Source organism: Mesorhizobium jarvisii, from assembly GCF_003601985.1.
GTDB classification, from domain to species: Bacteria; Pseudomonadota; Alphaproteobacteria; order Rhizobiales; family Rhizobiaceae; genus Mesorhizobium; species Mesorhizobium jarvisii.
The window spans coordinates 371,931-389,992 of the sequence record NZ_QZXA01000007.1 but is presented as its reverse complement, the minus strand read 5'-3'; the positions used below and the strand labels follow the sequence as shown (position 1 = coordinate 389,992).

The following is an 18,062-nucleotide window of genomic DNA, read 5'->3' as shown; positions in this document are numbered from 1 at the left end:
GATCATGCGCAAATTCAAGTGCTACTGCGTCCTTTGCCCGTCCAAGGGACGTGCGGCGCTGTAGGTGTCCATCCTCGCGCCAACCAGGCGCATTGTCATTGAAAGATATGTCGCCGTTACTTCAGTGACCGACAGCCGCTCGCCTGGGCGAAACCAGACGATGACGCCGGTCATCATCTGGATCAGCGCCATGGCCGTCAGGCCGGTGTCCTCGATGCTGAAGTCGCCCGCCTCGGCGCCTTCGCGCAGGATGGTGCGCAGTTCCTTTTCGTAGGCTGTGCGCTGCTTGAGGATCTGTGTCAGCCTGTCGGGCGACAGGCTGCGCAGTTCCATGTTCGACACATGCGTGGCATGCCGGCGCCCGATGTGGAAAGCGATGTGGTTGCGCACATAGGCCGCAAGCTGCTCCGCCGGATCCGCATCGAATGGCCTCGCGCGTTCCCAGGCCTCCCGAAGCCCCTCCATGTGCTCGCGCATCAGCGTGAACAGCAGGTCTTCCTTGGTCGGAAAGTAGCGATAGAGCGCGGCCGCCTGCACGCCGACCTCGGCCGCCAGCTGGCGCATCGACATCGCCTCGTAGCCGTAGCGTGCGATCAGGTTGACCGCCGCTTCGCGGACTGCCGCCTCGGTTCGCTCGCCGTCCGATCCCGTGGTGCGCGCCATGATCGCCTCGTTAATTCGACGATAATAAAACGAACGTTCAATTAATTCAAGAGTGCCAAACTAGTAAATCGATGCGCATGGGCCTATGCGACGATCCTGAAATCTCCAGGCGCGGTCCAGGTCTCGATCTCCTCGACATCTACCCGCGAGACTGAAGCGCCCGCCGGGCCCTGGCGAAGCCGTTCGATCATGGACGAAACCGCCATGTCGGCGCCGGCAAGCCATGCCGTTACCGAGCCATCTCTTTCGTTGCGCACCCAGCCCACCAGCCCAAGCCTTGCCGCTTCGCCTCTCGCCCAGATCCTATAGCCGACGCCTTGCACCCTGCCGTGTACGCGGGCCTGGACGGCCCTTTTCCGATCGTTCATCGTGCGCTCCCTTCCTTAGAGTCTGGCGCAGGATCGAGCGAAGGCAACTGGCTTGAAGGGGACTATCGAACAGAAGCCGAGGCTTGCTCGCAAGGTGGATGACCCCATCCAATAAATAGTTGACTTGGTCAACTTTTGCGCAATGATCCACCGAAGTGGAATCTCAGGGAAGGCGCATGACATGCCAGCCGATCGCAGTGCCTTGGTCCGCGATCTCAGATGCTTCAACCGGTTTTATACCGGCCTGATCGGGCTGCTCGACGAAACCTTGACGCACAGCGCCTTTACGCTGACCGAGGCGCGGGTGCTGTTCGAACTGGGTCGTCGACCCGGCCGCATTGCAGCCAATTCCGGCGGCAAGGCAGGCTTTCTGGCACGGGTGCTTCAAATCGACTTCGAACCAGCAGCGTCCGACATTGCCAGGGACCTCCAGCTGGATCCGGCCTATGTCACGAGAATCCTTCGAAAATTCTCTGCCGCCGGCCTCACCGAAACGCGTGCCGGCCCCGATGCTCTGCGCCGGCGCGTCCTCTCGCTCACCATGCGCGGCCAGGTCGCGCTCGCTGCACTTCAGTCGGCTGCGGATCGCGATCTCACCCGCCTGACCGTGGACCTGGGCGACGAGGAAGCCGCCGAGTTGTCGGATATATTGGCACGCGTCAGGCATCTGCTAAGCGCAGCGCCAGCATCCGAACGCCGCGAAAGCGCCTAGTTCCCCCGCGCTGCCGCCAGCGCGCCCGGCAATTCCTCGGCAAAGATATCCAGTTCGTGGTCGAGGCCGACGCTGACGCGAATGCAGCGGTCTAACCCTGGCGCCATCGGCTTGCGGATGAACACATCACGTGACAGCAGACCTTGCAGCACCTTCAGCGCGAAGGGACCGTCATGACCGCAATCGATGGTGACGAAATTGGTCGCCGAGGCCAGCGGCTTCAACCCGTTCTGCTCGGCGATCGCCGCGATGCGCCGGCGCCCGGCAGCCACGCGCGCCACCACCGTCTCGAGATAGGCCTGGTCGGCGAGCGCTTCGACGCCGGCGATCTGCGCCATGCGGCTGACGCCATAGTGGTTGCGGATCTTCTCGAAGTCGCGGATCACCTGGGCCTCCGCAATCGCATAGCCGCAGCGTATCCCGGCAAGCCCATAAGCCTTTGAAAAGGTTCGCATGCGGATGACATTCGGTCGCGAGATATCGATCGGTGGCAGGGCCGAGGCGGGCCCCAATTCGCCATAGGCCTCGTCGAGCACCAGCATGGTGGTCTCCGGCAGCGCCTCGATGAAGCGGATCACCTCGTCCGCTTCCCACCAACTGCCCATCGGATTGTCCGGGTTGGACAGATAGACCAGCGGAGCCTTCTCCTTGACGACCGCCGTGAGCAGACCGTTCAGACTTTCGCGGTCGTTCTCGTAAGGGACTGTCACCAGCCGCCCGCCGACGCCGGCAATATGGAAGTTGAAGGTCGGATAGGCGCCGAGCGAGGTGACCACGGCATCGCCAGGTGCCACATACATGCGCGCCACAAGACTGAGCAGGCCGTCTATGCCTTCGCCGACAACGACGTTCTCGACCGCTACGTCGTGATGCGCGGCAGCCGCGACCTTCAGCTCGTAATTGTCGGGATCGCAATACATCCACTGGTCGCGCGCGACGCGCTCTATGCGGGCGATGACGCGTGGCGACGGGCCAAAACTGCTCTCATTGGCGCCGATGCGGGCACGAAAAGCCCGCCCGCGCTCCCGCTCCTGCGCTTCCGGGCCGACAAAAGGCACGGTCGAGGGAAGTGCTGCGATAAGCGGCGAAAGGGGAGGGCGCAAACGCATGGTGGAAGCTCGCTTGGAAAAGGGGACTTCTTGCTAGCGTGGCCGGCCTAACCGTGCAAGCACCCTGCGGTTTCCAGCCGTAGCGCTGGATTCCGTCACCCCTTTTTGCTAGCGAAGGACGATGAACAATCGTCTGCCGCCCGCCTGGTCCAGGCATCTTAAGGTCCAAATCCTGCCCAAAAAGGCTGGGCCGATGAAAACCGGCCTGCCAACACCGTCGCCGATGCCTAAAATGTCAGGCGCGCAGGACGATGACACGCTGCTGCGTCGGGCCATAGAGTTGCAGAGGGCCAACCGATTGCCGGAGGCTGAGGAATTATGCCACCGCATTCTGACAAGAAAACCCAACCATGCGTTAGCTCTGTATGTACTTGGCACGATAGGGCTGAATTTTGATGACGAGTTGGCCCTGGAATACCTGAGCCAGGCGTGCTCTGAAATGCCCGGTAATCCATACTTTCAATTCACATTGGGCGAATGCTATTTGAAACTCGGTGATTATTTGCCGGCGATAGCGCATTTGCAGCGAGCCTGTGAATTAAAGCCCGATATGGTCGAAGCCCTGTGTGCTTTAGGGCGGGCCTATGTCGATTTTGACAAGGGCGAGATGGCTTTGCCAGTCTACCAAAAAGCGCTTGAGCTAAACCGAGATCACCCCCTGGTCCGAATAGGATTGGCGCGTATTCTGATAGATTTGGGAAGAATGGAGGAGGCGACAGCATATTTGGAAGAAACAATCGCCCGGCGCGAAAACGTGTCCGCTGCCTACATGGCTCTTGTGAACATTCGAAGATTTTCGACCGCGCCGCCGGAGCTCGATTCCATTCTAACCGAACTTAGCAATTCGCCCAACTCAGCTGACGAAGCATATAACCTCCATCAGGCCGCGGGCAAGGTTTTGAACGATCTTGAGCGTTATGACGAAGCGATAGAGCATTACCTGAAAGCAAAGGAGTTCAGGGCTCAAACTTGTGACATTGAGTCCTACCGCAGGTGGGTCGATTCCATGATCGCCTTGTTCGATACGGAGTTGCTAGCGACCAAGGCCGGATATGGCGATCCATCTGAGGTGCCTGTATTTGTGCTCGGGATGCCGCGCTCTGGCACAACCTTGACTGAGCAAATCTGCTCAAGCCATCCAGACGTACACAGCGCCGGAGAACTCACCAAACTGGGCCGAATTGCTGTCTCCACAAATTTGAAGATGGAGTTGGGACCAGCTTTTGGACAAATGGTCAAATTGATGACCGCCGAGCGATCTCAGATTTTCGCTGAAGAATATCTATCCAACTTGCGAATTTATTCGCCGCTCGCATCTCGAATTGTTGATAAGATGCCGCATAATTTTGAAATAATAGGGCTCATTGGTATTCTTTTTCCCAACGCTCGCATAATTCATTGTAGGCGAAGCCCAATTGACAGTTGCTTGTCGTGCTTTGTATCGAGCCTGAAGGGTACTCATACTTATACATCGGACCTCACGACCCTTGGACTTTATTACCGTGAGTATCATCGTCTCATGTGTCATTGGAAGTCTATTATGCCAGGGAGAATATTCGATAATAGCTATGAAGATCTTATTGTGGATCAGGAAGGGCAGTCTCGGCGTCTGATAAATCACCTTGGGTTAGCCTGGGATAACGCATGTCTCCGCTTCTTTGAAAAAGAGGGGTCCGTCAAAACACTTAGCCACTGGCAGGTCCGCCAGCCCATTTACTCGTCGTCCGTTAAGCGGTGGAAGAACTATGAAGGCAAGATCCAGCCGTTGATCGAAGCCTTAGGCGACTTGGCTGACGTTTGACCTCAATAGCGGGCGATGTGGCGAGAATGCCATTACCCCCTCAATCTTACGGTGAAACTTGGGACTTTGGATCTTCATCGCCTAGTCTCTTTTACGAAATGTTTGAGAATAGACAGTCGCGTTTTCTTTAAGTTATCTCGCCCATAGTCGTTGTGAATTTCGCGGACCGATTTTCTGGCAGGCAACCAAAAAACAGGATGCCTAACGCCTGTTCGAGTGTCTGAACGCTTCGAGCGGCCGTGCTTTAGTCTTGTTGAGGAATCTCCTTTGCATCCCCGCGACAGCGATAGCATCGATGCGGTCGCGGAAGGCCTGCGGCCTAATCCACACGACGGAAGGGTCCCTACGGATCGAGTTGCGAGCAGGCACTTGGCAGAGGCGGCGTCCGAATTCGCTTTGCTTGCCGGAGCGCATCTAACGTTCCTCAACGGCTTTTTGCTGGAAACAACATGACAATCGTCCGCTTCCAACTTGGTTGCCAGCGCCTGAAAGCTGGCCCGGCTATGAAACCTAAATTGCCGAAGCCAAATCTGTCCAATGCAGCAAGAGTGAACTCGCTGCCTCGCCTGAGCGGACGATGCGACTCTTGACTGAATTCTTCGCCGCTAGCCTGTAAGGTTGGGTACCTAAAAAAGCTTCGAATGGGCTTAGAATTATAGATTTGGTTGGCCTTTTTTGCTAGCGAAGGACCATGAACAATCGTCTGCCGCCCGCCTGGTCGAGGCATCTGAAAACTCCGTCTGGACCGAAAAACCCGCAGCCGAAAATCGCCCAACTGAAAGCAAGCTCGCGATCCCAAGCGCAGGCCGATGACGCACTGCTCAGGCAGGCTGTCGAACTTCATCGGGCAAATCGGTTGCTGGATGCGGAGGCACTTTGTCAGCGCGTATTGGCTCATAACCCGAGGCATCCTCTCGCTTTGTATCTATTGGGAACCTTTGCGCTCGGCCTGGACGACGAGATGGCCATTCGGTGTTTTGAGCGAGCGGTGGAGGCGGCGCCTCAGAACCCAAACTACCATATGGCATTGGGCGAAACCTATTTGAAAGTCGGCGAGCATGCGGATGCGATCAGGCATTTTGAGCGTGCGTGCGGCTTGAAAGCCGACTGGGTCGAGGCGCTCTGCACGCTGGGCCGTGCCTACACCGAATTCGGCAAGGCCGATATGGCGGTCCCGCTTTATGAGAAGGCGCTCAGAATCAATGGTGGCCATCCTCTTGTCCGAATGGGGCTGGCCAATGCGCTAGTAAGCCTCGGCCGTATGGACGATGCGACAGGTTACATGAACGAGGCGATCAGCCATCGTCAGGATGTCGCCGCTGCCTACAACGGCTTGGTTAGCATCCGAAAATTCACGGAAGAGCCGGCGGAATTCAAATCCATTCTGGCTGAGCTGAACAATCCGGCGCTTGATGCGAAAAGCATACAGCAGATCCACTACGCGGCTGGCAAGGTGCTCAACGACCTCAGGCGCTATGACGAGGCGATGGACCACTTCGGGCAGGCAAAACGCTCGGCCCGTCGCTTCGACATGGAGGGTTACCGCCGCAGCGTCGATTTCATGATCGAACTGTTCAGCCCGCAGATGCTGGCGGCCAAGGCAGGATATGGCAGCTCTTCCGAAGTGCCGGTCTTCGTGCTTGGCATGCCGCGTTCGGGCACCACTTTGACCGAGCAGATCTGTGCCAGCCACCCCGATGCTTATGGCGCCGGCGAGCTGACAAAACTCCGGCGCATCACCAACAGGCTCGCGCCCAAGACGCGCTCGCCGGAGGAGTTGCGCGGATCGATCCTCAATATGACTGTCGACCAGTCGAAGTCCCTGGCCGAAGAGTATCTCACTCACATCAGGCAAAAATCGCCGGAAGCTTCACGAATCGTCGACAAGTTGCCTCATAATTTCGAGCTCATCGGCCTCATAAGGCTCCTTTTTCCCAAGGCGCGCATCATTCACTGCCGCCGCGATGCCATCGACAATTGCCTCTCATGCTATTTCCTGAGTTTCAACGAGGACAATAGCTATGCCGCCGATCTCCACACACTCGGCCTGTATTATCGCGAGTATCACCGGCTTATGCGTCATTGGGATACGGTTTTTCCAGGGCAAATCCTGCACAGTCGCTATGAGGACATGGTCTCCGACCAGGAAGGGCAATCGCGCCGCCTGATAGACCATCTGGGCCTGCCATGGGACGACGCCTGCTTGCGGTTCTTTGACAAGGGCGGTTCGGTGAACACGTTCAGCCGCTGGCAGGTTCGCCAGCCAATCTACACCTCGTCCGTCAATCGCTGGAAGGCTTATGGAAGCGCAATCCAGCCGCTGGTCGATGCGTTGGGGGACCTGGCTGGGGTTTGATTGGGCACGAAAGCTCTCCGGGTGCTGCCGAACTGACATGGACTCTCGTAGCGCGACCATGTGACGGAGATGGCTGAGGCATCGAACGAAACTGTCAGAGCTGCCCCGGTTTCGTCCGCCCGCTCCTGCCGCCCGCAAACTTTCAAAAAAGACAGGCACTCAGCCTGGTGACAGTAAGGCTGCATTTTTGACGAGCTGACAAAAAACCCGGCGGTTGCCCGCCGGGTTCGATTTCGACAAGGCGAAATTGGTTAGAAGTCGCGCTGGAAGCGGAGGATGCCGCCAACGTTGTTCTTCTTGGTCGCGCTGACCCAAACCGAGTCGTTGTCGATGGCGCCCTGGCCAACACGCTGCCAGTCGGCTTCCGCTGTGATCGTGAAGCCGGGAACGACGGTGTAGGCGACGTTTGCCGCGAGGCCGATGTCTTTCCAGTCGTCATACGAGGCCTGAAGGTTGAACGAGGTCTTCTCGTTGAACTTGTAGGTGCCGCCGCCCCACACTGCCCAGTTGCCGCCCCACAGCTTGTAGAAGCCGCGGCCGAGCGCGTCGATGTTATTGGTTGGGTCGTTGAGGTTGTTGTCCGAACCGTAGCCGACCATGGCGAACAGCGACAGTTCGTTGGACACGTTGACGTCCAGGCGAACCTTGCCGGCGACTTCTTCGTAGTTGCTGTCATAGGCGACAACGCCGGTGATGGCGCCCCAGCCCTGCGTCCACTTCAAGCCGCCGACGACATGCGGAACATAGCTGTCGATTGTATCGGAACCTGAGCCTTCTTCGAGCGAGACCACGGCCGACAGGCCATTGCCGGCGTCGAAGTAGTACTGGATGACGTTGGTCTGGAAACCGCCATAGGGGACGATCGTGTCGTTGATGACGTTGCCGGCGTAGCCGATGAACGTATCGAAGGCCGATTCGTCAGCACCGACGCGCAGACCGCCGAGCTGGATCCAGGCGAATTCAAGGGCGCTGCTCTTGTTACCAGCCCGCCAGCCGGCGGTGCCGGCGTTGGGATTTGGCTCAGTTCCGCCCGCGAGCGTTGAGCTGCCATAGTCGCCATAGTTGTTGCCGAAGTTCATGCGATACTCGGTGTAGGTCTTCAACGTACCGAGTTCGGTTTCCTGACCGGTCCAGGTCTTCAGCGTGAAGCGCGCGTTCTTCTGCCAAGTGTGATTGATGCTGCCGTCCTGATGATCAACGGCGAGCGCACCATCGAACGATTCGACGTCGCCGCCTCCGATGTCTTCGCGGACATAGCCGCCGATGCGCAGGCAGGTTTCGGTGCCGGGGATGTAGAAGTAGCCAGCGCCGTAGACGTCGCAAATCTTGACGTATTCAGCGGGTTCCGGCTCGGCGACGACGACGGCGTCGGCGGCGCGCGCACCGGAAACTGCGATCAGGGCCGCAGCGGAGCCGAGAAGAAGGCTCTTGATGTTCATTTTCTGACCTCCAGTCAGAATCGGGAGTAGAGGTCGGCGAAAAACGGATCGAATGGCCGTTTTTCTTTTTATCTCAGATAGATAGCATCATGGGCCGTCGGTGGGACGCAGTTCGCCAAAATCGCTTGCTCGCAAAAGCCTTGCCTGATCCGGTCTTGAAATGCCGCTTCAGCTGCCGTGCATTGGCCTCCGCTTCGACCGCAATACACGCCTTCAAGACGACAGGCAGATGACCCTTGGTCGACGTCACATGGCCTGGTTGATGCGATTCGAAGCGCACAGCGCGAAGCAGGATGGCGGAGAGGATGGGATTCGAACCCACGAGAAGCTTTTGACCTCTACTCCCTTAGCAGGGGAGCGCCTTCGACCACTCGGCCACCTCTCCGTTGCGCCGCTGGATAAAGAAAAGCGCCGGCACAATCAACAAGCCCCAGCCATTATCTCCGAAAAAGAAATCATAATATGGAAAATAAGAGGCGCACCGAAGCCCGCCTTTCCTGGTTTAGGCGGTTCTGCGGCAAATCCCTGGCTAATGACTCGCGGCCTTGCCTTGATTCCGCCAGCCGGTCGTCGGATTCGGCTGGAAATAAGCGCTTGCGGCGGGCCTGATGGTTAACGAGAGCTTTCTGAGTGAGGCCAAATCGTGTCATTTGTGCAACAACGCTGGGGGATAGCAGCCAAACTGCCCTTTCGCCGGTACGATCGTTGTTGAACGCCGCCGCCTCATGGGTAATGTCGGGTTCGAAGGAGCGGCGCGGTGCGCATCTTTTTCGGTAGTGGGGATGGGGCAGGGAACGCTGTCCTTCAGCAAAGAATACCCAGACCCGTTTTTTAACTTTTGACTGGAGGTCAGAAAATGAACATCAAGAGCCTTCTTCTCGGCTCCGCTGCGGCCCTGATCGCAGTTTCCGGTGCGCGCGCCGCCGACGCCGTCGTCGTCGCCGAGCCGGAACCCGCTGAATACGTCAAGATTTGCGACGTCTACGGCGCTGGCTACTTCTACATCCCCGGCACCGAAACCTGCCTGCGCATCGGCGGCTATGTGCGCTATGACATCGGCGGCGGCGACGTCGAATCGTTCGATGGTGCGCTCGCCGTTGATCATCAGGACGGCAGCATCAATCACACTTGGCAGAAGAACGCGCGCTTCACGCTGAAGACCTGGACCGGCCAGGAAACCGAACTCGGCACGTTGAAGACCTACACCGAGACCCGTTTCAACTTCGGCAACACCGCCTTGAGCAATGAGGCCTTCAACAAGGGCGTCTCTCTGAACTTCGCCTGGATCCAGCTCGGTGGTCTCCGCGTCGGTAAGGACGAATCGGCCTTCGATACGTTCATCGGCTACGCCGGCAACGTCATCCAGGATACGCTTGTCCCGTACGGCTCGTTCGACACCAACGTCGTCCAGTACTATTTCGACGCTGGCAACGGCTTCTCGGCCGTTGTCTCGCTCGAAGAAGGCGCTGGCGCCAACACGATCGACAGCTATGTTCCGCACGTCGTCGGTGGCGTGAAGTGGACGCAGGGCTGGGGTGCGATCACCGCGGTTGCCGCTTACGACAGCAACTACGAAGCATGGGCCGGCAAGGCTCGCTTGGACGTGAACGCCACCAACGAACTGTCGCTGTTCTTGATGGCTGGCTTCGGAAACAAGGACGACGTCACGGAGCTGAACACGGGCCACAACTTCTTCAAGCTGTGGGACGGCAGCTGGGCAGTCTGGGGTGGTGGTAGCTACAAGTTCAACGAGAAAACCTCGTTCAACGTGCAGGCCTCCTATGACGATGGCAAGAAGTTCGGCCTCGCAGCCAACATTGCATATGACATCGTTCCCGGCTTCACGGTTACCGGCGAAGTTGACTACATCAACGCGTCCGCCAGCGACTGGCATGGCAAGTTCGATGGCATCGGCGGTATGCTCCGCTTCCAGCGCTCGTTCTAAGGGCTGGTTCCTTACAGGTGAAATCCAGCCCGGGCGCACAAACGCCCGGGCTGTTTTTGTTTCGTGACTGGGTCAACGCAAACGAAGGAAGAGGGGGAATCGGTAGCTGAACAAGTCCGCAGAGTGATTTCGTGGGATTCGCAGATGGGCGGATGAGATCACAACCGCGTGATTAAATCTCTTGAAAGGACGCTTCCAAGCGGATAGGGCTGATCTATCCACTCGGGGGTGAGACGAATTATGACCAACGAAGCGATTCAAGAGGGTAGCCCCCCGGATCCGTTTTCGATGTTTTCTTCTCAGAATTCAAAGATTAAGTACACTTACAACAAGATAAGAGAAGTAAAGTCGTACCGAGTCGGAGAGCTTTTTTCAGCCTATCGAGACATACTGTGGGATGATGGGCGGCATAAATACAATGTCAGCTCTTTCATCGGCGAGATAGACGAGATCCTCCTTGGGGAGTGTTTCAGCGCCTTTGACCAGAGTACCCTTGACAACCTTATCGGCACATTGCGCCAGCGCGGCAACAGCAACGCAACCATCAATCGAAAGATGGCTGCCCTTAGCAAACTGCTGCGCAAGGCTTACAAGATGGGAGATATCCACAGTCTGCCCGAGTTCCGCCGCCAGAAGGAGCGGGCGGGACGGATTCGCTTCCTCGAGAGGGAGGAAGAGGCAAGGCTGTTTGCTGCCATCAGAAGCCGCAGCGAGGATGCCTACAGGCTTTCCGTCTTCCTGGTCGACACTGGATGCCGTCTTGGCGAGGCGCTCGGACTGATCTGGAACGACATCCAGGAACATCGCGTCTCCTTCTGGATCACCAAATCCGGCCGCAGCCGCACCATTCCGATGACCGAGCGTGTCAAGGAAGTGATCAAGCTGCCTCCGACCGAGGGCCGCCGGCCCAAAGGTCCGTTCACCAAGCTTAGCCAGGCGCAATATCGTGCCATTTGGAACGAGGCTAAGGCTGAAGTCGGTCTTGGTGCCGACGATCAGGTCGTGCCGCACATCCTGCGCCACACCTGTGCTTCGCGTCTTGTCCAGGGCGGCATAGACATCAGGCGCGTGCAGATGTGGCTCGGCCATCAGACCTTGTCGATGACCATGCGCTACGCGCATCTGGCCACCAATGATCTCGACGGCTGCGTTGTGGTGCTCGAAACGCCGCGAAGCGAAGAGTCGGCGCGCGACGCCGAAAGCTCTGTGTTCTCGTCACCATTGACCGCGGCTTCCGCGCCAAAGCGGGGCAAGACGAGCGAGGCGGGCGCAGCGAAGCCAGCCAAAGCGTCCGGGAAAAGCTCGAAGGTCAAATAGTTCCCCAAACAGTTCCTAAGGCCTGCATATACTGTCATGGCGGCCCCAGGACCAGGTCTGGTCTTGGGGTCTACTTCGTTTGACGCCCGCGCTCGGCCCGATCAAGGAAGGTCGCTATATCGCTGGGGAGGCTGCCGGTTTCAAGGAACGGCGCGTGGCCCTGGCCGTCGATCGTCATCGCTTCCATCATCGGATGACGCTTTCGCATCCCGTCCAGCGTTTCAGCCGACAGCAATTTCGAATTGGCGCCACGTATGGCGAGCAGGGGAATGGCGGCCAACGCCTCGAACTGCGGCCACAGCGCCGGCAATGGCTGTGACAGGTCGAGATTGGCGACCGTATCGACCAGTTTCGGATCAAAATCCGGCAACAGCCCTTGAGCCGTCTCGCGGTAGAGCGCTCCCACCATCCGCCTCCAGTCGGCGTCGCTGAGCTTGGAAAAATCCTTGCCGTGAACGCTGCGCTGGGCATCCATCGCCTCGGGGAAGGTTTTCGGCCTCGGTGCGCGTTCGAGATAGGACTGGATGTGGGCGAGGCCGGCCGGCTCGATCACCGGCCCGATGTCGTTGAGAACAATGGCTTTCAGCACGGCCGGCCGCAGCGCGCCAAGCACATGGATGATCAGTCCGCCGCGGGAGGTGCCGATGAAGACCGCCCCTTCAATGCCAAGCGCGGCCAGCCCGGCAAGGATGTCGCTGGCCTCGACGCCGACATTGTAGTGGCTGACATCGGGATCGTAGGCCGACTGTCCGCGTCCGCGATAGTCGAACGCAACCACTTGGCGCGGTACCGGCGATCGCATCGAAAGATAAAGTGCCAGCTCATGAAAATCCCGTGCGTTGCGGGTCAAGCCAGGCAGGCAGATGACCGGCCAATGTCCGGACTTCGCTTCGCCATAGACGCGGGCATGAAGTCTCAGCCCGTCAGGCGCGGCGTAGAAGAAGTCGCCAAATTCTTCGGTGCTCGACATCTGAAAAAGATTCCCTGGCCGGATTGTTTTCGACTGCTACAGACGAGTGCAGGATCGGTCAAATGAAGGCCTTTCCTTCTCCCCTTGTCAGGTGGGAGGGGGCGCGTAGCCGACGAAAAGCCAATTCGTTGGCTTTTCGAGCTTCGAACTGTGAAGACCCGATTCGCCGTCGGGCGGATCGGCCACCATCCGGCCCTTCGCAGACTCCCAGCCTTCGGGCGTTGAACCCCTTCAAAAGGTCCACTGGATTTCCCCGCTGCTTGTTGCGTCCCGGCGTTCGCTGGTCTGTCATCGTGCCACCGGCGCGATGAATTCGCTTACGCGAGCCGGCTGCTCACCCCACAAGCGGAGAGGCACCGAGAAGCCTCAACTCCGCCCGTTCACGAGGTCGCCGACGATGTCGTATTTGCCGGAAATACGCATCTTGTAGACTTCGTAATTCTCCATCACGCGCTGCACGTAACTTCTTGTTTCCGTGTAGGGAATCCGCTCGATCCAGTCCACCACCGCATCGATGTCCTTGCCGCGCGGGTCGCCGTACTTCGCCACCCACTGGCTGGCCCGGTTGGGGCCGGCATTGTAGCCGGCGAAGGTCAGCACGTAGGAGCCGTTGAAGCGATCGAGCTGCTCGCCGAGGAAGGCCGAGCCGAGTGTGGCGTTGTAGCCGGCGTCGGTGGTCAGCCGCGCCTGCGAAAACTGCAATCCGGCCTTCTTCGCCAGTTGCTTGGCGGTTCCCGGCATCAGCTGCAGCAGCCCGCGCGCGCCGGCGCTGGATACGGCACCGATGTTGAATTCGCTCTCCTGGCGGGCAATCGCATAGGCCAGCGCCTTGCCCGAACCGGAAATATTGGCCGAATCAGGAATGACGCCGAGCGGATGCGACAACGCGCCGACATCGATGCCGCGCGCGCCGGCGATCTTGCCGACCTTCAGCGCCATGAAATGGTTGCCCTGCTTCTCGGCAAGGACAGCAAGCAGCGCCAGTTCGCCCGGGCTGGTCAATTGGCCGGCAAGGTCGCGATAGAGTGTTTCGGCATAGCGATCATAGCCTGCCTCCTGCAGCCGCTTGATCGCGCTGACCGCCTCGCGGCCGGCAAAATTCTGCCGGTCGGCGGCACTGGGCGTGGGATAGACGATGTTGAGCGCCTGCCGGCCGACACGTTCGGCGGCAAGCTGCCCGTAAAAGGTCGTGCCGTAGTTGGCGGCGCGCCCAAAATAGTCCTTGGCGTTGCCGGGACCGCCGACTTCCGCGGCACGGCCGAGCCAGTAATAGGCGCGCGACAGGGTCATCGGCCCTTGGGCAAGGTCGGCGATGCGCGAAAAATGCGTCGCGGCAAGCTTGGGGTCGTTGAGGCCACGCAGCGCATACCAGCCGGCATGGAACTCGGCCTCGGCCGCATTGGCTGCACTTTCAGCGGCATGCGTGGCGACAATCTTGTACGCCGTCTTCATGTCGCCCTGGTCGACCAGTTCGCGCGACAGCACCCGGCGCTCGACCCACCAGGCGTCCGGGTCGACCAGAGCCTCGCGGTCCGTCGGCGCCATCATCACCACGGCAGCGGCGCCGGCAAAATCCTCCTGCTTGCGCAGATATTCGGCCTGCGCGAAGAAATAGCCGGCAGAACGCTGGGATGCCGGGACGGCCGTCAGCAGTTTCAACGCATTCTTGTCGCCTCTGTCGGCCGCGGCCCAGGCCTCGGCAAACTGCTGGGCGCCGGCAAGACCGGCAATGCGCAGCGCGGAATTCACCCGGTCGGCATAGAACATACGGTCCATGCGAAAACGGTGGTCGGCAGCAGGGATCAGACTGCCGAATTCCTTGATCAGCGCCGTCTCGTCCTTGGCTTCCAGGACCGTGGTGCGCCAGAACGGCGACAGCACCGAGCGCGCCGCCTTGACATTGCCCGTCGCCACATAGGCGCGGGCGAGAACCATGACGCCCTCGAATGTTTGCGGCTGGCTGCCATCGAACGCCGCAATGACGATGTCGGGAGCGGGGTTTTCTCGATAGAGCGCCCGCTCGCTGTTCTTGCGCAAGGCAATGGTGCCCGGCCAGTTGGGCAGCATCTTCGCGGCGGCGGCGATGTCGCCGCTCGGAACCTTGTCGCCACCGTAAAGTGCGATCGCCCAGGCCAGAATGTGCTGGTCGAGCGATTGGGCGGGAAGCGCATCGCGCACACCGCGAGCGCCGGGGATATCGCCGGCGGCCAGTGCGTCGAGCCCAGTTTTCAACGGGGCGACGCTGGGTGAGGGGGCCTGCTGCGCACTGTCCTGCGGGCTCGGCATCGGGATCGCCGAGGTGACCCGCGCATCCACGCTGCCGCTGATCGCCACGCCGGGCATCAGCGCGGCGATGGCGCCTAGCAGTGCGAAGAGGTGAGGCCGACGGGTCGGCATGGTCTCGTGTCTTTCCTTATCCCAGCATTCTACCAGCAGGCGAAGATGCCTCGAAGCCTAAACTTAGGTCGTGAAGGGCTCGTAAACAAAGAGTTATCGAGGCCGTTCGAATTGCGCTTGCTGGCACCATGGCGATGCTTGCCGCGCAACCATGTCGAGACTATGGTGCGCCGCTTCGCTTTCGGTTAGAAGGCGCGCACGATAAACTGATCGACAAAACACCGATGCATGTCGCCCAAAAGTGGATACCGGTTTTGGGACAATTACATGCATAAACAAACTAGTCCCAAGGAGTTGGACGACATGCTGAGAGGCTCGCTTACTGCGCTCGTGACACCGTTCGAAAAGAGCGGGCGTTTCGACGAGAAAGCCTTTCGCGCCTTTGTCGAATGGCAGCTCGGGGAAGGCACGACAGGCTTGGTTCCGGTTGGCACCACCGGCGAGTCGCCGACGCTGTCGCATGACGAGCATCGCCATGTCGTCAAGGTCTGCATCGAGGTGGCCAAGGGCCGCGCTCCGGTCGTCGCCGGCGCCGGTTCCAACAACACGGCGGAAGCCGTCGGCCTCGTGCAATATGCCGAAAAGGTTGGCGCCGACGCTGCGCTCGTCGTCACGCCCTACTACAACAAGCCGACGCAGCGCGGCCTCTACGAGCATTTCGCCGCCGTCGCCAAGGCGACCAAGCTGCCGATCATCATCTACAATATCCCACCGCGTTCGGTGATCGACATGATGCCGGAGACGATGGGCCGGCTGGCGCACGACTTCAAGAACATCGTCGGCGTCAAGGACGCGACCGGTAAGGTCGAGCGTGTGTCCGAGCAGCGCATGACCTGCGGCAAGGATTTCATCCAGCTTTCCGGCGAGGATGCCTCGGCGCTCGGCTTCAACGCCCATGGCGGCGTCGGCTGCATCTCGGTGACCTCGAACGTCGCACCGCGGCTGTGCGCCGAATTCCAGGAGGCGACGCTTTCCGGCGACAGCGCCAAGGCGCTTGAATTGCAGGACCGTCTCTTGCCGCTGCACAAGGCGATCTTCCTGGAGCCCGGCGTGTCCGGCGCCAAATACGCGCTGTCGAAGCTGGGCAAGGTCGAGAATGTGCTGCGCTCGCCACTGGTCACGGTGGAGGAGTCGACCGCGGCGAAGATCGATGCGGCCATGAAGCACGCCGGCTTGATTAATTGAGGATGAGGCGCCACCTCTCCACATCATGAATCAAGTCAGAAAAGCCGATCCCAACAACAAGACCGTTGCGGAAAACCGCAAGGCGCGGTTTTCCTATGAGGTGCTCGACACGATCGAGGCCGGCTTGGTGCTGACCGGCACCGAGGTCAAGTCGCTGCGCCAGGGCCAGGCCAATATCCAGGACAGCTATGCCTCGGTCGAAGGCGGCGAGATCTGGCTGATCAATTCCTATCTGCCCGAATATCTGCAGGCCAACCGCTTCAACCACGAGCCCAGGCGGCGGCGCAAACTCCTGCTCAACAAGCGCGAGATGGCCAAGCTGTCGCAAAGCGTCGACCGCGAAGGCATGACGCTGGTGCCGCTGAAAATCTATTTCAACGACCAGGGCCGCGCCAAGCTGCTGCTCGCCGTCGGCCGCGGCAAGAAACTGCACGACAAGCGCGAGACCGAGAAACAGCGCGACTGGTCGCGCGAGAAGGGCCGGCTCTTGAAGGAGCGTGGGTGAGAAACATCAGGCGGTAGCCCTCGAAAAGCCAGGTTGGCTTCCAAATTTCGGGCAAGAGCGACCGACAGATACCAGAGGGGATCGCTTTGAAGAACCGGATCATCCTCTGGGGATCGATGGGCCTGGTTTTTGCAGCGATGGCCGTGGCCGGCGGCTTCGTTTACTTCCACACCTATTCTCCCGACCGTAACAAATATCCGGTCAGGGGCATCGACGTCTCGCATCATCAAGGCCAGATCGACTGGCGGCGGGCTGCCGCCGACGATGTCGCCTTCGCCATCATCAAGGCGACCGAGGGGGGCGATCATGTCGATCGCGCTTTTGCCACCAATCTACGTGAGGCCCGTGCGGCCGGCATCGCCGTAGGCGCCTATCATTTCTTCACCTTCTGCCGGCCCGGCGCCGACCAGGCGAAGAATTTCATCTCGGTGGTACCGCACGATCAGCCCTTGCTGCCGCCGGTGGTCGATGTTGAGTTCGGCGGCAACTGTCCGCAGCGCCCATCGCCCGAACAGTTGAATGCCGAACTCCAGGCTTTCCTCGGACCTGTCGAGGCGGCGTTCGGCAAGACGGCGATCGTCTATCTGACCGATGAGGCTGAGGCTGCCTATGCCGGGCAGATCGCTGCTCGCCCGCTCTGGCTTCGCTCGCTGCTGGTGGAACCGGACCGCCACGACTGGGTCTATTGGCAGTACCACAACCGGGGCCGCGTGGATGGCATCGAGGGTGACGTCGACCTGAACGTTCTGCAGGGCGGGCCGGCCGTGCTGGCCGCGCTGTCCACAACATCACCGGGATCGATCCTTCCGGAAGCTCCGCCATCCCCATGAACTCATTCAGGGGACAGCGCTCACTGCCGCTTTATGCTGCAACCTGCGGAACCTGCGGCGCCAGCGTCACATTCGCATCGCCCCACTCTTTCAGGGCTGTGATCACCGGCCCCAGGCTTCTGCCACGCGGCGTCAGGCTGTATTCCACCTTCGGCGGCACTTCCGGATAGATCTTGCGAGCAATCAGCCCATCGGCTTCCAGTTCGCGCAGCTGGTTGGTCAGCATGCGCTGTGTGCAGTTGGGAATGCGCCGGCGGATCTCGTTGAAGCGCAGCGTCCCTTCGAACAGATGGTAGAGCACGACGCCTTTCCATTTTCCGTCGATATAGCGCAGCGTTCCCTCCACGCTGCAGCCAGGGCTGCAATCGAGTCGTTCATGGCGAATACGCGGCATGACGGTATCCTTTTCGACACTATGTGCTTTATATGTGCATTCTTGCGCCTTGCGCACATAATCCGCATCTC

The 18,062-nt window shown here is 59.5% G+C and carries 15 protein-coding genes and 1 tRNA gene; 8 read left to right on the top strand and 8 right to left on the bottom strand.

What is annotated here, in order from left to right; all coding sequences use genetic code 11:
• Nucleotides 1-21: 21 nt before the first annotated feature.
• Together D3242_RS20150 and D3242_RS20145 are read right to left on the bottom strand one after the other, a co-directional pair.
• On the bottom strand, nt 22-663 hold the full coding sequence (locus tag D3242_RS20150) for a TetR/AcrR family transcriptional regulator (RefSeq protein ID WP_038645625.1): 642 nt from the start codon (nt 661-663) through the stop codon (nt 22-24).
• Between the two features lie 83 nt (nt 664-746).
• On the bottom strand, nt 747-1,031 hold the full coding sequence (locus tag D3242_RS20145; protein ID WP_019857177.1) for an acylphosphatase: 285 nt from the start codon (nt 1,029-1,031) through the stop codon (nt 747-749).
• A gap of 181 nt (nt 1,032-1,212) precedes the next feature.
• Between D3242_RS20145 and D3242_RS20140 the strand changes: the two genes are divergently transcribed.
• Entirely contained in the window at nt 1,213-1,743 is a 531-nt protein-coding gene (locus D3242_RS20140; RefSeq protein ID WP_064985036.1) for a MarR family winged helix-turn-helix transcriptional regulator, read from the top strand.
• Here D3242_RS20140 and D3242_RS20135 read toward each other — a convergent pair.
• Nucleotides 1,740-2,852 (bottom strand): pyridoxal phosphate-dependent aminotransferase, encoded by a 1,113-nt coding sequence (locus D3242_RS20135; protein WP_064985035.1) that lies wholly within the window; start codon nt 2,850-2,852, stop codon nt 1,740-1,742. The two genes, D3242_RS20140 and D3242_RS20135, sit on opposite strands and share 4 nt — an antisense overlap.
• Before the next feature lie 121 nt (nt 2,853-2,973).
• Here D3242_RS20135 and D3242_RS20130 point away from each other — a divergent pair, with 121 nt between their 5' ends.
• Nucleotides 2,974-4,653, top strand: a complete 1,680-nt coding sequence (locus D3242_RS20130) for a tetratricopeptide repeat-containing sulfotransferase family protein (protein WP_064985033.1) — start codon at nt 2,974-2,976, stop codon at nt 4,651-4,653.
• Between the two features lie 691 nt (nt 4,654-5,344).
• Nucleotides 5,345-7,009, top strand: coding sequence for a tetratricopeptide repeat-containing sulfotransferase family protein (locus tag D3242_RS20125; protein ID WP_064985031.1), 1,665 nt, complete (start codon nt 5,345-5,347; stop codon nt 7,007-7,009).
• Nucleotides 7,010-7,260: 251 nt separating this feature from the next.
• Here the strand turns inward: D3242_RS20125 and D3242_RS20120 are convergent, their stop codons facing one another.
• Both D3242_RS20120 and D3242_RS20110 read right to left on the bottom strand, forming a co-directional pair.
• Nucleotides 7,261-8,448 carry a porin gene (locus tag D3242_RS20120; protein ID WP_120145514.1) on the bottom strand — a complete coding sequence of 396 codons (1,188 nt, stop codon included), beginning with the start codon at nt 8,446-8,448 and terminating at the stop codon, nt 7,261-7,263.
• Between the two features lie 294 nt (nt 8,449-8,742).
• Nucleotides 8,743-8,833, bottom strand: a tRNA-Ser gene (locus D3242_RS20110).
• Nucleotides 8,834-9,304: 471 nt separating this feature from the next.
• On the opposite strand from D3242_RS20110, the gene D3242_RS20105 reads away from it, so the two are divergent.
• Together D3242_RS20105 and D3242_RS20100 are read left to right on the top strand one after the other, a co-directional pair.
• Nucleotides 9,305-10,393 carry a porin gene (locus tag D3242_RS20105; RefSeq protein ID WP_064985027.1) on the top strand — a complete coding sequence of 363 codons (1,089 nt, stop codon included), beginning with the start codon at nt 9,305-9,307 and terminating at the stop codon, nt 10,391-10,393.
• A gap of 240 nt (nt 10,394-10,633) precedes the next feature.
• A complete protein-coding gene (locus D3242_RS20100; protein ID WP_171880396.1) occupies nt 10,634-11,710 on the top strand; it encodes a tyrosine-type recombinase/integrase in 1,077 nt (358 codons plus the stop codon).
• A 70-nt stretch (nt 11,711-11,780) separates the two neighbouring features.
• Here the strand turns inward: D3242_RS20100 and D3242_RS20095 are convergent, their stop codons facing one another.
• Together D3242_RS20095 and D3242_RS20090 are read right to left on the bottom strand one after the other, a co-directional pair.
• Nucleotides 11,781-12,680, bottom strand: a complete 900-nt coding sequence (locus D3242_RS20095) for an alpha/beta fold hydrolase (protein ID WP_064985025.1) — start codon at nt 12,678-12,680, stop codon at nt 11,781-11,783.
• Nucleotides 12,681-13,046: 366 nt separating this feature from the next.
• On the bottom strand, nt 13,047-15,077 hold the full coding sequence (locus D3242_RS20090; protein ID WP_064985023.1) for a lytic transglycosylase domain-containing protein: 2,031 nt from the start codon (nt 15,075-15,077) through the stop codon (nt 13,047-13,049).
• A 303-nt stretch (nt 15,078-15,380) separates the two neighbouring features.
• Between D3242_RS20090 and dapA the strand changes: the two genes are divergently transcribed.
• From dapA to D3242_RS20075, 3 genes are all read left to right on the top strand, one after another.
• Complete coding sequence (dapA, locus tag D3242_RS20085) at nt 15,381-16,262, top strand: 4-hydroxy-tetrahydrodipicolinate synthase (RefSeq protein ID WP_038652384.1); 882 nt, start codon at nt 15,381-15,383, stop codon at nt 16,260-16,262.
• A gap of 25 nt (nt 16,263-16,287) precedes the next feature.
• On the top strand, nt 16,288-16,767 hold the full coding sequence (smpB, locus tag D3242_RS20080; RefSeq protein WP_006202221.1) for an SsrA-binding protein SmpB: 480 nt from the start codon (nt 16,288-16,290) through the stop codon (nt 16,765-16,767).
• An 86-nt stretch (nt 16,768-16,853) separates the two neighbouring features.
• Nucleotides 16,854-17,597: a glycoside hydrolase family 25 protein gene (locus D3242_RS20075; RefSeq protein ID WP_064985022.1), complete on the top strand. Its 744-nt coding sequence runs from the start codon at nt 16,854-16,856 to the stop codon at nt 17,595-17,597.
• A 31-nt stretch (nt 17,598-17,628) separates the two neighbouring features.
• Here the strand turns inward: D3242_RS20075 and D3242_RS20070 are convergent, their stop codons facing one another.
• Nucleotides 17,629-17,991 carry a winged helix-turn-helix transcriptional regulator gene (locus tag D3242_RS20070; protein WP_064985103.1) on the bottom strand — a complete coding sequence of 121 codons (363 nt, stop codon included), beginning with the start codon at nt 17,989-17,991 and terminating at the stop codon, nt 17,629-17,631.
• Nucleotides 17,992-18,062: the final 71 nt, after the last annotated feature.

What these genes read in the sequence shown, in the direction of transcription:
- smpB (WP_006202221.1), top strand. Translation starts at nt 16,288, where the DNA reads ATGAATCAAGTCAGAAAAGCCGATCCCAACAACAAGACCGTTGCGGAA.
- dapA (WP_038652384.1), top strand. Translation starts at nt 15,381, where the DNA reads ATGCTGAGAGGCTCGCTTACTGCGCTCGTGACACCGTTCGAAAAGAGC.
- D3242_RS20150 (WP_038645625.1), bottom strand. Translation starts at nt 663, where the DNA reads ATGGCGCGCACCACGGGATCGGACGGCGAGCGAACCGAGGCGGCAGTC.
- D3242_RS20070 (WP_064985103.1), bottom strand. Translation starts at nt 17,991, where the DNA reads ATGCCGCGTATTCGCCATGAACGACTCGATTGCAGCCCTGGCTGCAGC.
- D3242_RS20100 (WP_171880396.1), top strand. Translation starts at nt 10,634, where the DNA reads ATGACCAACGAAGCGATTCAAGAGGGTAGCCCCCCGGATCCGTTTTCG.
- D3242_RS20095 (WP_064985025.1), bottom strand. Translation starts at nt 12,680, where the DNA reads ATGTCGAGCACCGAAGAATTTGGCGACTTCTTCTACGCCGCGCCTGAC.
- D3242_RS20145 (WP_019857177.1), bottom strand. Translation starts at nt 1,031, where the DNA reads ATGAACGATCGGAAAAGGGCCGTCCAGGCCCGCGTACACGGCAGGGTG.
- D3242_RS20120 (WP_120145514.1), bottom strand. Translation starts at nt 8,448, where the DNA reads ATGAACATCAAGAGCCTTCTTCTCGGCTCCGCTGCGGCCCTGATCGCA.
- D3242_RS20125 (WP_064985031.1), top strand. Translation starts at nt 5,345, where the DNA reads ATGAACAATCGTCTGCCGCCCGCCTGGTCGAGGCATCTGAAAACTCCG.
- D3242_RS20130 (WP_064985033.1), top strand. Translation starts at nt 2,974, where the DNA reads ATGAACAATCGTCTGCCGCCCGCCTGGTCCAGGCATCTTAAGGTCCAA.
- D3242_RS20105 (WP_064985027.1), top strand. Translation starts at nt 9,305, where the DNA reads ATGAACATCAAGAGCCTTCTTCTCGGCTCCGCTGCGGCCCTGATCGCA.
- D3242_RS20135 (WP_064985035.1), bottom strand. Translation starts at nt 2,852, where the DNA reads ATGCGTTTGCGCCCTCCCCTTTCGCCGCTTATCGCAGCACTTCCCTCG.
- D3242_RS20140 (WP_064985036.1), top strand. Translation starts at nt 1,213, where the DNA reads ATGCCAGCCGATCGCAGTGCCTTGGTCCGCGATCTCAGATGCTTCAAC.
- D3242_RS20090 (WP_064985023.1), bottom strand. Translation starts at nt 15,077, where the DNA reads ATGCCGACCCGTCGGCCTCACCTCTTCGCACTGCTAGGCGCCATCGCC.